Origin of the sequence: Arthrobacter sp. NPDC056886 (genome assembly GCF_042788715.1) — a bacterium.
Lineage (GTDB): Bacteria > Actinomycetota > Actinomycetes > Actinomycetales > Micrococcaceae > Arthrobacter.
On sequence record NZ_JBHUBT010000009.1, the window covers coordinates 267,321 to 280,181 of the forward strand.

Genomic DNA, 12,861 nt, shown 5'->3' on the forward strand with positions numbered 1-12,861 from the left:
GCTGCAATGACCCCAGAGAATTCTTCCGCCCTGCCCACCTTTGCCCGGACTGCGTCCGAGGCATCCCCACAAACCACTTCGGACGCGACGGCGATCGAAGCAGGGCTGCGTGACGCGCCCGGCTCCTCTCGCGGCTCTTCGGGATGGTCCCTGACCGAGCCCACGGACGGCGCAGTGCACGGCGCCCCCACCGACGGACCGGCGCGTCACCGCAGCACCACCCCCCGCCACAGCGGCACACCCACTGCAGGAACAGTCCAGGCGGAGTCGGTTGCGTTCTGGGAAACCCAGGCCCTCCGCCTCGACTGGGCCGACCTGCCGGCCGGTTCCTCCAACGACGGCGGCAAGCCCTGGCACACCGCGCACCGCCGCGTCCCGGCCGACGTCGAGGCCGGCACCGGCCCGCAGATCACCTGGTTCGAAGGCGGCAAGCTCAATGTCGCCTACAACTGCGTCGACCGCCATGTAGCGGCGGGGCGCGGGGACAAGGTGGCCCTGCACTTCGAGGGCGAGCCCGGTGACCGCCGTGCCGTGACCTACGCCGAACTCCAGCGCGAGGTGTCCAGGGCCGCCAATGCGCTCCTGGACCTGGGCATCACCCAGGGCGACCGTGTGGTCATCTACCTCCCGGTCATCCCCGAAACCGTGATCATCACCCTCGCCGTGGCCCGCATCGGCGCCATCCATTCCTTGGTCTTCGGCGGCTTCTCCGCCGAGGCTTTGAGGTTCCGGGTGGAGGACACCGGCGCCAAACTCTTGGTCACCACCGACGGCCAGTTCCGCCGCGGCACCGCCGTGCCGGTCAAGGACAACGCGGATGCCGCCGTCTCCGGCGATAACGCGATCGAGCACGTCCTGGTGGTCAACCGGACCACTCCGGTGGATGAGCTCGGGACCGTCCCGATGACCGCGGGCCGCGACGTATGGTGGCACGACGCCGTCGGGACCGCCTCCGACGTCCATGAAGCGGAGGCGTTCGACGCCGAGACGCCGCTGTTCATCATGTACACCTCCGGCACCACGGGCAAGCCCAAGGGCCTGGTCCACACCTCCGGGGGCTACCTCACGCAGGCGTCCTGGAGCTTCGAGCACCTGTTCAGCAACCCCGACCCCGCGCTCCGGGACCAGGACGTGCACTGGTGCACGGCCGACCTCGCCTGGGTCACCGCGCACACCTACGAGCTCTACGGCCCGCTCTCCAACGGCGCCACGCAGGTTATCTTCGAGGGCACCCCCAACACCCCGCATCCGGGCCGGCACTTTGAGATCATCGAACGCTACGGGGTCACGCAGTACTACACCGCGCCCACCCTGGTCCGCTCCCTCATGGGCTGGTTCCCGGACGGCGTCCCGGACACGTACAACCTCTCCTCCATCCGCCTGCTCGGCACGGTGGGCGAGGCCATCAACCCCGAGGCCTGGCGCTGGTTCCGGACCAACATCGGCGCCGGCACCGCCCCGGTGGTGGACACCTGGTGGCAGTCCGAAACCGGCGCCACCATACTCTCCCCCGCCCCGACGGACGCCGCGTTCAAGCCCGGCTGCGCGGCCCGCCCGCTGCCCGGCGTCAGCACGCGCATCGTGGACGATGCCGGCAATACGGTTCCGCCGGGCGTCCAGGGTTTCATCGTGGTGGACTCCCCCGGCCCGGCGATCGCCCGGACGGTCTGGGGAAACCCTCGCCGCTACTTCGATTCGTACTGGCGCCAATACGCCGAACAGGGCTGGTTCCTCGCCGGTGACGGCGCCAAGTACGACCACGACGGCGACATCTGGATCCTCGGGCGGGTGGATGACACCCTCAATGTCTCGGGACACCTGCTCTCCACCATCGAGATCGAGTCGGCGCTCGTGTCCCACCCGGACGTGGTGGAGGCCGGCGTCTGCCCGGTCGCGGACCCCAAGACCGGCCACGCGATCGTCGCGTTCGTGGTGTTGAAGGATTCGACAGCCACCGAGGACATCGCGTCCGCACTGAAGGTGCACGTCGCGAAGGCCATCGGTCCGATCGCAAAGCCGCGCGACGTCGTCGTCGTTCCCGACGTGCCCAAGACCCGCAGCGGCAAGATCATGCGCCGGCTGCTGACCCAGCTGTTCGAAGGAACCACGCTCGGGGACACCACCTCGCTCCAGAACGAACCATCCATCGCGGACATCCAGGATGTGCTGCGCACCCGAAATACCCCGGCAGTAAAGGACCACTCATGAGTGAAATCAGCAACGTCGCCCGACTTTCCGAACCGCTCAAGTTCGCCTACTGGGTTCCCAACGTCTCCGGCGGCCTGGTGGTCTCCACCATCGAACAGCGCACCGGCTGGGACTTCGACTACAACAAGAAGCTGGCCCGGATCGCGGAAAACTCCGGCTTCGAATACGCCCTGACGCAAACCCGGTACGCCGCCTCCTACGGCGCGGACAAGCAGCACGAGGCCACCTCGTTCAGCCTGGCCTTGCTGGCCGCCACCGAGCGCCTCAAGGTGATCTCCGCCGTCCACCCCGGCATGTGGCACCCCGGCGTGCTGGCGAAGTTCATCATCACCGCGGACCACATCTCCAACGGCCGTGCCGCCGTGAACATCGTCTCGGGATGGCTCAAGGCGGAATTCGAAAACTTCGGCCTCGAATGGCTCGAGCACGACGAGCGCTACGTCCGCACCGAGGAATTCATCAAGGTCCTCCGCGGGCTCTGGACCGAGCAGGAGTACAGCCAGTCCGGCAAGTACTACAACATCACCGACTTCACCCTGAACCCGGCCCCGGTGGACGTGCCGGGCCGGGCGCACCCGGAAATCTTCTTCGGCGGCAACTCCACGGCCGCGCAGGCCACCGCCGGCCGGGTGGCCGACTGGTACTTCTCCAACGGCAAGGACCTCGAGGGGTTCAAGGACAACATCGCCGGCGTGGTCGCGGCGTCCGGAGCTGCCGGACGCGGGAGCGGAAGTTCGCTACCCGCCCCCAAGTTCGGTCTCAACGGCTTCGTGATCGCCCGCGACTCCGAGAAGGAAGCCCGCGACACCCTCCGCGAGATCGTCGAGAAGGCGCACAAGCCCGCCGTCGAGGGGTTCCGCGCTGCCGTCCAGGAAGCCGGAGCGTCCACCAAGGACGGCAAGGGCATGTGGGCCGACTCGAGCTTCGAGGACCTGGTCCAGTACAACGACGGCTTCAAGACCCAGCTGATCGGCACCCCGGAGCAGATCGCCGAAAGGCTCGTGGCGTACAAGAAGATCGGCGTGAACCTGTTCCTGACCGGCTACCTGCACTTCCAGGAGGAGGTCGCGGCGTTCGGCCAGGACGTCCTGCCGATCGTCCGCGAACTTGAGGCGGACCTGGCACGCAAGAACGGCGTCGAGCTGGACCTGTCCCAGACCCCGGTGGCAAACGTTGAGGTGGCTGCGTAATGGCTGACCGCAAGTTCGGTTTCCGCACCCGCGCGCTGCACGCCGGCGGCACCCCCGACGCCGAACACGGCGCCCGCGCCGTGCCGATCTACCAGACCACCTCCTTCGTGTTCAAGGACACGCAGGACGCCGCGAACCTCTTCGCGCTGCAGAAGTACGGCAACATCTACTCCCGGATCGGCAACCCCACCGTGGCCGCGTTCGAGGAGCGCATCGCCTCCCTGGAGGGCGGCATCGGGGCCGTGGCGACGTCCTCGGGCATGGCGGCGGAGTTCATCACCTTCGCCGCGCTGACCCAGGCCGGGGACCACATCGTCGCCGCCTCCCAGCTCTACGGCGGCACGGTGACCCAGCTGGACGTCACGCTGCGCCGCTTCGGCGTGGACACCACGTTCGTCCCAGGCACCGACCCTGCGGACTACGCCGCAGCAGTCCGGGAAAACACCAAAGCCATCTTCGTCGAGGTGGTGGCCAACCCGTCCTCGGAGGTCCAGGACCTTGCGGCCCTCGCGCAGGTGGCGCACGACGCCGGCGTCCCGCTGGTCGTCGACGCCACCTTGAGCACGCCATACCTCGTGCGGCCGATCGAGCACGGGGCGGACATCGTGATCCACTCCGCCACCAAGTTCCTCGGCGGCCACGGCACCACCCTGGGCGGCGTGATTGTGGAAAGCGGCCGCTTCGACTGGGGCAACGGCAACTTCCCCACGATGACCGAGCCCGTGGCCTCCTACGGGAATGTGTCCTGGTGGGGCAACTTCGGCGAGTACGGGTTCCTGACCAAGCTGCGCTGCGAACAGTTGCGCGACATCGGCCCGGCGCTGTCCCCGCAGTCGGCCTTCCAGCTGCTGCAGGGCGTGGAAACGCTCCCCCAGCGCCTCGACGAGCACCTGAAGAACGCGCAGGCCGTGGCCGAATGGCTCGAGGCGGACGAGCGCGTGGCCTACGTGAATTTCTCCGGCCTGCCCTCACACCCGCACTTCGAGCGGGCCAAGAAGTACCTGCCGCTGGGCCCCGGCTCGGTCTTCTCCTTCGGCGTCAAGGGCGGCCGCGCCGCGGGCCAGAAGTTCATCGAGTCCCTGCAGCTGGCCTCGCACCTGGCCAATGTGGGCGACTCCCGGACCCTGGTCATCCACCCCGGGTCCACCACCCACCAGCAGCTCAGCCCCGAACAGCTCGAGTCCGCCGGTGTCCCCGAGGACCTCGTCCGGATCTCGATCGGGCTCGAAGACATCGACGACATCCTCTGGGACCTGGACCAGGCGCTCGACGCCGCGTCCCAGCGGGCCGTAGAGCCGCACGCGGAGGCACTGCCTGCCGGACCGGATGAAGCAGCAGCCTGCACGATCGGAGCGAACGCATGAGCGCAGAAGTTGCTAGGACCTGGACCGGGCCGTCGGCACCGGAGCGGCTGAACCTGCTGCGGCAGGCGAAGTCGATCGCGATTGTGGGCGCCTCGGACAAGCCGTCGCGCGCGAGCTATTTCGTGGCCACCTACCTGCAGTCCTCCACCCGGTACAAGGTCTACTTCGTGAACCCCGTGGTGAAGGAAATCCTTGGGCAGCCGACGTACGCGTCGCTGGCGGACCTGCCGGAGAGCCCGGACATTGTGGACGTGTTCCGCAAGCACGGTGACCTGCCTGGCGTCCTGGACGAGGCCATCGCCGCCGGCGCCAAGACCCTCTGGCTGCAATTGGGCAGCTGGCATGAGGATGTGGCCAAGGAGGCCGAAGCTGCCGGGCTCGACGTCGTGATGGACCGCTGCGTGAAGATTGAGCATGCCCGGTTCCACGGCGGCCTGCACCTGGCCGGCTTCGACACCGGCGTCATCTCCTCCAAGCGGCAGGTCCTGGCCTAACACCCCAGCACCCGCCAACCCACCCGTTGCGCTATCACTTTGGGCGGTTCTCAGCGCTGAGAACAGCCCTAAGTGATAGCGCAACTGAGATTAAGGGTGACCGGGGGCCTTGGACGGAACGACGCCGGGCAGGGTTGGGCTGATGTGGCCGGGAACGCGCGGCAGGTCCTTGTCGCCGTTTCCGCCGCCGCCCGGAAGACCGGGCGATCCGGGCAGCCCCGGCGCATCGGGCCTCCGGCTGGGTGTCGGCAGAATACCGTCGCGGCCGACGGCGGGCGGGGTGGCGGGCGGCTTGTGTCCGGCTGCCGGGGAGCCCGGAGCGCTCGAGCTGTTTGGCGTTCCCGCGCCCGTAGGTGCGGCCCCGGGCGTACCGGGGCGCGACGTGACGGCGGGCGCAGGCAGGGCCGGGACCGAGGACGGAGACGGCTGGACATGCTCAGGGGCCAGCGTACCGTGCCCCGCGGGCTGGAAGATGACGCTGACGCTCTGGCTGACGCCGTGCCGGAAGTCCTCGCTGGACGCCGCCACGGCGCCGGCACCTAGGGTCATGGCACCCACGACGGCGCCACCGACGATTGCCAGCCGGCGCTTCCGGCCGCGGCGCTCGGCGAGGCTCGTGACCCCGGCCGGCAGCGCTTCATCGGCCGCAGCCTCCGCGGATGAGACCACGGGCAGCGCCGTCGTCGCGGACGCGACGGGGAGCGCCGTCGTCGTGGCCGAAACGGGGGCGGTGACATCGGCTGCTCCGGCGGCGAGCAGTGCCGCGAGGTCGGCGCGGGGCGCGGGAGCCGCATCCGGGACCACGGTGCGGAGCTGTTCGAGCGCACTCCGGAGCTCGGCCGCTGATTCGAGGCCGGAGTCGCACAGCATCGCATGGATGCTGCCATCCTGCTGGGGGTCGCGGGTGCCGGTCATGATGCTGCGTGGTCCTTTTCGGTTACGAGTTCGCGCAGGGCACTGAGCCCGCGGCGCTGAAGCTGTTTGATGGCACCCGGCGTCTTGTCCATGATGCCGGCCACCTGTTCGATGGAAAGGTCCGCGACGATCCGCAAGACCAGAACTTCCCGCTGCTCCTCATTGAGCTGGGCGAGAGTGTCCGAGATGCCGCCCAAGGATCCGAGTGCCTCGTCCTCGGCCGAGGCCGAGTAGCGCGCGTCGTCCAGGGGGTCGTATTCGGCCAGGTGCGGCGTGCGTTCCGCCCGCCGCCTGTAGTCGACCAGCCGGGCGTGGGCCACAGAGAAAATGAACGTCCGCAAACCCGTGTGACCGCCGCTGACACCGGCCAGTTTCGGCAGGACGTCCACGAAGACATCTTGGGTCAGGGCCTCGGCGTCATCCACGCCCCGGGCCCGGAAGTAGCCCAGCACGGCCGGGGAAATCACCGTGTACACGGCGCTGAAACCTGATGGGTCACCAGCTAAGGCGGCTGACAATTCGTCGTCGCTTAGCTGCTGCGCCAAGAGGCATCCTTCCATCACTGCTGGGGTGCGGCCCCCGCAAGTCTAGTGGCCGCACCCCCGAGCCCTTCAAAGTGAGGACTCCCTCTTTGCTTTCAGACCCGTGCCGGGTCCAGGCTAAACAGCCGGAAATTACTTGTCGTGCTGGGGCAGCTCGACCGACGGCTGGGCCGGAACGGCCGGGACGGCCGGGGTTGCCGGGACGCCGTGGGCGCCGGGGACCGCGGGAACGGCCGGGGTGGCCGGAACGGCGGCCTTGACGTTGGCGTTGGCGCGTGCCTCGCCGGCAGCACCCTTGACGCGGGCGTCGCCCTTGACGGTGGCGCCGTCCTTTGAGTCAACGGAACCGTCGGCGGAGCCTTCGCCGGCCGCCTCTGTGCCGTCAACGTCAACGTCGGCGCCGGTGTGGCCGCTGGCCGCGCCATCAGTCGAGGGAGTCGCCGGAACTGCGGGGACGGCCGGCACGGCGGGCTTTGCCGGGAGCGTAGGCGTGGCCGGGACGGCAGGGACAGCTGGCGTGGCGGGCGTAGCGTGGTTCACTTCAGCCTGCTCGGTACCGGACATCTGGGCCGCGTTGGCCAGTCCGATGCCGGAGAACCCTCCGACTGCCAGGATGGCGGCGCCGACAGCAATCTTGGTGGTCTTGCTAACACTCTTCATTACAGACATACATCCTTTGTTTTTTTGGTGGAAGGCGGGCTGAGGCCTCGTTGGGGGGCAGTCGACAGCCCACTCTCGTCCAGAAAAGGCTGGCCGGCGCCCATGGGGGCAGGCGCCGGCAGCGCTTGCGGTAAAGGGCCGACCGGAGACCAAATGGGGGAAGGCGCCGGTCGGCACTTACGGTGGAAGGCCAGCCGGGGTCTGGTGGGGGGTCCGAACTCCGGCGGCGCTTACAAAGAGGTAATCGCTGGGCGGGCCGGAAAGGTTACGCACCAATCGAAAGTTTCTTGATTTCTTTTTTCGGGCCGGCGTTCCGGGGCTTAATGCGCGGCGCTCCGACCGGTTGCGCTATCACCTAGGGTGGTTCTCAGAGCTCAGAACGACCCAAGGTGATAGCGCAACAGCCTCTAAGACCGGAAGAGCCCGCTGTAGGCGTTGAGGGCGAGCTGTCCGCCCAGGTGGGCGTAAAGGACATTGCTGCCGGCCGGAATCTCCCGGCTTTTCACGAGGTCGATCAGCCCGGCCAGGGACTTGCCCTCGTAGACGGGGTCGGTGATCATGGCCTCAAGCGAGGCGCCCAAGCGGATGGCTTCCAGGGTGGAGTCGACGGGAATTCCATAGCGGTCCCCGGCCCAACCCTCCATGACGTTGATTTCGTCGTCACGGAGTTCCCGGCCCAGGCCGATCAGCTCGGCGGTGTTCCGGGCGATGCGTTCGACCTGGTTGCGGGTCTTCGTCAGGGTCGCCGAGGCATCGATGCCGATCACGCGGCGCGGCTTGTCCTGGCCGGCGAAGCCGGCGATCATCCCGGCGTGGGTGGAGCCCGTGACGGTGCAGACGATGATCGTGTCGAAGAAGATGCCGAGTTCCCGCTCCTGCTCTTCCACCTCATAGGCCCAGTTGGCGAATCCCAGCCCGCCCAGCCTGTGGTCGGACGCGCCGGCCGGGATCGGGTACGGATTGCCGCCGGCGGCCTTGACCTCTTCGATCGCGTTCTCCCAGCTGCTGCGGATGCCGATGTCAAAGCCCGCACTCTCCAGCCGGACGTCGGCGCCCATGATGCGCGAGAGCAGGATGTTGCCCACGCGGTCAGACAGCGGATCCGGCCAGTCGACCCAGTTTTCCTGGACCAGGCGGGCCTTGAGGCCGAGTTTCGCGGCCACCGCCGCAACCTGGCGGGTGTGGTTGGACTGGTAGCCGCCAATCGAGACGAGGGTGTCCGCGCCCTGCGCCAGGGCATCCGGAACGAAGTATTCGAGCTTGCGCGTCTTGTTCCCGCCAAAGGCGAGGCCGCTGTTGACGTCCTCCCGTTTCGCCCAGATCTGTGCCCCGCCCAGATGCGCGCTGAGCCGAGGCAGCGGGTGGATGGGACTCGGTCCAAACATCAGGGGGTAGCGCTCAAAATCGGTGATGGCCATCGTCGGTCCTTCGCTCGCGGTGGGAAACGGCTGGGTGAACAACACATATGCAATACCAAAGATGCAATACATTGCATGGTCGGACACCGGCAGGCGTCAACCCGCAGCCCGCAGCCGGTGGCTGGGCGACGCGGGGGCCGGCGTTGCTGGCGCTTAAACGTCGACGGCGGCGGGCCGCCCTTTCCAGGGTGGCCCGCCGCCGTCGTTCGCCGGCTAGTGAATTGCCAGTGAGTGAAGCGTCAGTCGTTGATGAGGTCGTTCACCACGATCGTCTGGTCGCGGTCCGGGCCGACGCCGATCGCGGAGAACCGGGTGCCGGAGAGCTTCTCCAGGGCCAGGACGTAGTTCCGGGCGTTTTCCGGCAGGTCCTCCAGGGTGCGGGCGCCCGTGATGTCCTCGGTCCAGCCGTCGAAGTACTCGAAGATCGGCTTGGCGTGGTGGAACTCGGTCTGGGTCATGGGCATCTCGTCGTGCCGCACGCCGTCGACGTCGTAGGCCACGCAGACCGGGATCTGCTCGATGCCCGTCAGGACGTCCAGCTTGGTGACGAAGTAGTCCGTGAAGCCGTTGACGCGGGAGGCGTGGCGGGCCAGCACGGCGTCGTACCAGCCGCAGCGGCGGGGACGGCCGGTGTTGACGCCGAACTCGCCGCCGGTCTTCTGCAGGTACATGCCCATCTCGTCGAACAGCTCGGTGGGGAATGGGCCTGCGCCCACGCGGGTGGTGTAGGCCTTGATGATGCCGATGGAACGCGAAATCCGGGTGGGGCCGATGCCCGAGCCCACGGAGGCGCCGCCCGCAGTCGGGTTCGAGGACGTCACGAAGGGGTACGTGCCGTGGTCAACGTCCAGGAACGTCGCCTGGCCGCCCTCCATGAGGACCACCTTGCCCTCGTCCAGTGCGGTGTTCAGGACATAGGTGCTGTCGATCACCAGCGGGCGCAGGCGCTCGGCAAAGGACAGGAAGTACTCCACGATCTCGTCCACCTCGATGTCGCGGCGGTTGTAGACCTTGACCAGGAGCTCGTTCTTCTGGCGCAGCGAGCCTTCGACCTTCTGGCGCAGGATGGAGGCGTCAAAGACGTCCTGGACGCGGATGCCGAGGCGGGCCACCTTGTCCATGTAGGCCGGGCCGATGCCGCGGCCGGTGGTGCCGATGGCGCGGCTGCCGAGGAACCGCTCGGTGACCTTGTCCAGCACCTGGTGGTAGGGCGCCACGAGGTGCGCGTTGGCGGAAACCCGCAGCTTGGAGGTGTCCGCGCCGCGGGCCTCCAGTCCGTCGATCTCCTGGAACAGCGCTTCCAGGTTCACCACGCAGCCATTGCCGATGATCGGAATCGCGTTCGGGCTCAGGATGCCGGCCGGAAGGAGCTTGAGCTCATACTTCTCACCGCCTACGACGACGGTGTGCCCGGCGTTGTTACCGCCGTTGGGCTTGACGACGTAGTCGACGCGGCCACCAAGCAGGTCAGTGGCCTTACCTTTGCCTTCGTCGCCCCATTGGGCTCCGACGATCACGATTGCTGGCATGGGATCCTCCCCCATTCGTTCGGGCCGAACTGCGGGATTGACCAGGTGGTCGCCGCAGCTCAGCGCCGTTCATGAGAATGCCCCGAATCTACCGCTGTGCTCTTACCCAACGCCAGAGTTCCGGGGCTCTTACCACCCAAGTTTAGCCGAAATCGGTGATCGGCATCGCTTTGGGTCCTTGCTTGGACCTGGCAGCTAGCTTGTGGTGAACGCGAGGGCGGCTTCCGGGTGCATCATCCACCAGGTCAGGCTCGACACATAGCGGGCACCACTTGCGGGACCACCCGGAGTGGAATTGAGTGGGAGTGAGCATCCCTAGCGGCTTACCGCGGCCGCCGTGGCCGGCCAGGCTGCTACCGCCAGGACCGATGGAAAGGAAACCGCGCCATGTCGCAGAACGCCGACCATATCCGCGTGACCCACGCCGGCTCATTGCCGCGCACACTCGAGCTGATCGCCGCGAACGAGGCCAAGGAAACCGACGGCATCACGCCCGAGTTCCTCGACCTGCTCGAAACTTCCGTGGTGGACGTCGTCCAGCGCCAGAAAGAGCTGGGCATCGACATCCCCAACGACGGCGAGTACGGGCACACGATGTCCAGCTCCGTGGACTACGGCGCGTGGTGGAATTACTCCTTCTCCCGGCTCGGCGGCCTGGAGCCGACCGACGTGGACCGCTGGGCCGACGCCAAGGTGCACCGCTCCTCCCCGGGCCACATCGTCCTGACCTCCTTCCCCGACCGCCGGGACCGGCTGGCGTTCGACGAAGCCTACAACGACCCCTCCTCCGGGATCCTGGCCCACCGCAAGGCCGTCACGCAGCCGAAGATCGCCGGGCCGCTGACCTACACGGGCCAGGATCTCGTGGCCTCGGACATCGCCAATTTGAAGACCGGCCTGGCGACGGCCGGCCTCACCGAAGGATTTGTCGCCTCCCTGTCCCCCGGGTCATGCGCCCGCGTGGCCAACGAGTACTACCGGAGCGATGAGGAACTCCTCTACGCCTGCGCCGACGCGATGCGCGAGGAATACAAGGCCATCATCGACGCCGGCCTGACGGTCCAGCTCGACGACCCCTCCTTGGCCGAGAGCTGGGACCAGATCAACCCCGAGCCGAGCCTGGCGGACTACCTGAAGTTCATCCAGCTCCGGGTCGAGGCAACGAACTGGGCGCTGCGTGATCTTCCCCCGGAGCAGATCCGGCTCCATGTCTGCTGGGGTTCCTGGCACGGCCCGCACACCACGGACATCCCCTTCGCGGACATCGTCGACGCAGTGCTGCAGATCAATGCCGGCGGCTACTCGTTCGAGGCGGCCAACGTCCGGCACGAACACGAATGGCGGGTCTGGGAGGATACAAAGCTGCCCGAGGGGAAGGTCATCATCCCCGGGGTCGTCTCGCACGCCACTAACGTCGTGGAGCACCCGGACCTCGTGGCCGACAGGATCGTGCGCTTCGCGGACCTCGTGGGGCGTCACAACGTGATTGCATCCACAGATTGCGGGCTGGGCGGCCGGGTGCATCCGCAAATTGCCTACGCCAAGCTGGAGGCCCTCGGCGAAGGGGCACGCCGCGCCACCAAGCGGCTCTGGTAGCAGCACCGGCCGGCAAGGCCGCCGGCCGGCGTTGCATTTCGCGGGGCTTGATAGACTGATAAGGATCGACCAGGAATCGGTCCACACCACATTTTCACACCACACCATTGCTGCGCATGCCCAATATTCGGCATGCCCGCATCCGGTGTGGCTGCTTTGCCAATCCCGCAGGAGACCCAGCAACATATGACAGCCCTGGCCACCGAAAATTTCCGCGAAGAGCTTCTGAGCCGCCGGTACGAACCTAGCGTCGCCCCCGTCAACGAGCTCCTTGATGCCCTCCAGGCAACCAAGGCTGGCACCGCTGTCCCCTACGTGGACCCCATGCACGACGTCGATGAGTGCCGCATCATCAGCCTGTACTCCAACATCGGCACGGCGGATGCGTCAGGCTTCATCACCGCCGGCGACGACGAGGCGGCCACCCGCATGCTGGGCATCCAATGGAAGCTGGGCCTGCGTCCTGAATACGTCATGCCGTGGAACGTCCACCCGTGGCACGTGGGCGACGAGCCCAATGGCAAGTTCACCCCGGACCAGATCTCGGCCGGGCTCAAGCCGCTGCTGAAGTTCCTCGCCCTGGTCCCGCGTGCGTCCGTGATCGTGGCGCACGGCACCGAGGCCAACCGCCTCGCCAACCTGCTGCTCAAGACCGAGGTGCCCATGATCTGGCGCCGCGGCCTGAAGACCTACAAGGTCCGCTCGCTCAGCGGCCGGGCATTCGCCGGCACCCCGGCCCGGCAGGAAGAGTACTTGGCCGAGATGCACACCGCGTACGCGGATGCCATGGCCCGCACGGGCCTGGCCAAAGCCAGCTAGTCCCCGCCCGCACCCTAACCTCGCAAGCTCGGTCAGGGAACCCGGCGGGCGTGGGCCCATCCGCCCGGACGCCGCACGCGCGCTGAACACTTAACGACGGCGGGCTCCCACCTCAAGGTGGGAGCC

11 protein-coding genes are annotated in these 12,861 nt (G+C 67.4%); 6 read left to right on the forward strand and 5 right to left on the reverse strand.

What is annotated here, in order from left to right; all coding sequences use genetic code 11:
- Positions 1-6: 6 nt before the first annotated feature.
- From acs to ACFRJ8_RS17065, 4 genes are read left to right on the forward strand one after another with little or no spacing between them, the layout of a single operon-like run.
- A complete protein-coding gene (acs, locus tag ACFRJ8_RS17050) occupies positions 7-2,208 on the forward strand; it encodes an acetate--CoA ligase (RefSeq protein WP_377987325.1) in 2,202 nt (733 codons plus the stop codon).
- The gene (gene sfnG / locus ACFRJ8_RS17055; RefSeq protein ID WP_377987326.1) at positions 2,205-3,398 is read left to right on the forward strand and encodes a dimethylsulfone monooxygenase SfnG; all 1,194 of its coding nucleotides are present in this window, start codon (positions 2,205-2,207) and stop codon (positions 3,396-3,398) included. The genes acs and sfnG overlap by 4 nt, the downstream gene beginning before the upstream one ends.
- Positions 3,398-4,762, forward strand: coding sequence for an O-acetylhomoserine aminocarboxypropyltransferase/cysteine synthase family protein (locus tag ACFRJ8_RS17060; RefSeq protein ID WP_377987327.1), 1,365 nt, complete (start codon positions 3,398-3,400; stop codon positions 4,760-4,762). The genes sfnG and ACFRJ8_RS17060 overlap by 1 nt, the downstream gene beginning before the upstream one ends.
- Positions 4,759-5,256, forward strand: a complete 498-nt coding sequence (locus ACFRJ8_RS17065; protein ID WP_377987328.1) for a CoA-binding protein — start codon at positions 4,759-4,761, stop codon at positions 5,254-5,256. The genes ACFRJ8_RS17060 and ACFRJ8_RS17065 overlap by 4 nt, the downstream gene beginning before the upstream one ends.
- 90 nt (positions 5,257-5,346) lie before the next feature.
- Here ACFRJ8_RS17065 and ACFRJ8_RS17070 read toward each other — a convergent pair whose 3' ends face one another.
- From ACFRJ8_RS17070 to ACFRJ8_RS17090, 5 genes are all read right to left on the reverse strand, one after another.
- Positions 5,347-6,171, reverse strand: a complete 825-nt coding sequence (locus tag ACFRJ8_RS17070; protein WP_377987329.1) for a hypothetical protein — start codon at positions 6,169-6,171, stop codon at positions 5,347-5,349.
- Positions 6,168-6,716 (reverse strand): RNA polymerase sigma factor, encoded by a 549-nt coding sequence (locus tag ACFRJ8_RS17075; protein WP_377987330.1) that lies wholly within the window; start codon positions 6,714-6,716, stop codon positions 6,168-6,170. The genes ACFRJ8_RS17070 and ACFRJ8_RS17075 overlap by 4 nt, the downstream gene beginning before the upstream one ends.
- Before the next feature lie 129 nt (positions 6,717-6,845).
- The gene (locus ACFRJ8_RS17080) at positions 6,846-7,373 is read right to left on the reverse strand and encodes a hypothetical protein (RefSeq protein WP_377987331.1); all 528 of its coding nucleotides are present in this window, start codon (positions 7,371-7,373) and stop codon (positions 6,846-6,848) included.
- Positions 7,374-7,780: 407 nt separating this feature from the next.
- A complete protein-coding gene (locus ACFRJ8_RS17085) occupies positions 7,781-8,791 on the reverse strand; it encodes a 1-aminocyclopropane-1-carboxylate deaminase (RefSeq protein ID WP_377987332.1) in 1,011 nt (336 codons plus the stop codon).
- Between the two features lie 239 nt (positions 8,792-9,030).
- The gene (locus ACFRJ8_RS17090; RefSeq protein ID WP_377987333.1) at positions 9,031-10,320 is read right to left on the reverse strand and encodes an adenylosuccinate synthase; all 1,290 of its coding nucleotides are present in this window, start codon (positions 10,318-10,320) and stop codon (positions 9,031-9,033) included.
- A 387-nt stretch (positions 10,321-10,707) separates the two neighbouring features.
- Between ACFRJ8_RS17090 and ACFRJ8_RS17095 the strand changes: the two genes are divergently transcribed.
- Complete coding sequence (locus ACFRJ8_RS17095; protein WP_377987334.1) at positions 10,708-11,916, forward strand: cobalamin-independent methionine synthase II family protein; 1,209 nt, start codon at positions 10,708-10,710, stop codon at positions 11,914-11,916.
- Positions 11,917-12,102: 186 nt separating this feature from the next.
- Positions 12,103-12,735, forward strand: a complete 633-nt coding sequence (locus tag ACFRJ8_RS17100) for a uracil-DNA glycosylase (RefSeq protein WP_377987335.1) — start codon at positions 12,103-12,105, stop codon at positions 12,733-12,735.
- Positions 12,736-12,861: the final 126 nt, after the last annotated feature.